We start from the raw sequence: 290 nt of genomic DNA on the forward strand, positions 1-290 counted from the left end.
AGCCACTATGGCGATCCGCGCAACGCGATGCTGACCTTGCGCGGCTCGTTCTAAACCTCGTCTGCGCAGATGGCAGGCGAGTTTCGCCAACGCATGGCCTGGCTGCACACCTGGTGCGGCCTGGTCAGCGGCTGGCTGCTGTGCGCGATCTTTCTGACCGGCACTTTGAGCGTGTTCCGCGCGCCCATCACGCGCTGGATGCAGGCCCAGCCGCCGCTGGAGGCCGCCGCAGTTCAGGGCCCGCTGGCGCTGGATGCAGCCGCGCGCCACCTGGCCCGCGAGGCCGCTGG

The 290-nt window shown here is 69.7% G+C and carries 1 protein-coding gene; it reads left to right on the forward strand.

Annotated elements, in window-relative coordinates; all coding sequences use genetic code 11:
* Nucleotides 1-69: 69 nt before the first annotated feature.
* The coding region (locus tag H928_RS27485) for a PepSY domain-containing protein (protein ID WP_043339884.1) at nucleotides 70-290 on the forward strand (221 nt) is incomplete at its 3' end.

The sequence above is a fragment of the Comamonas sp. B-9 genome (assembly GCF_000410635.1).
Lineage (GTDB): Bacteria > Pseudomonadota > Gammaproteobacteria > Burkholderiales > Burkholderiaceae_C > Comamonas.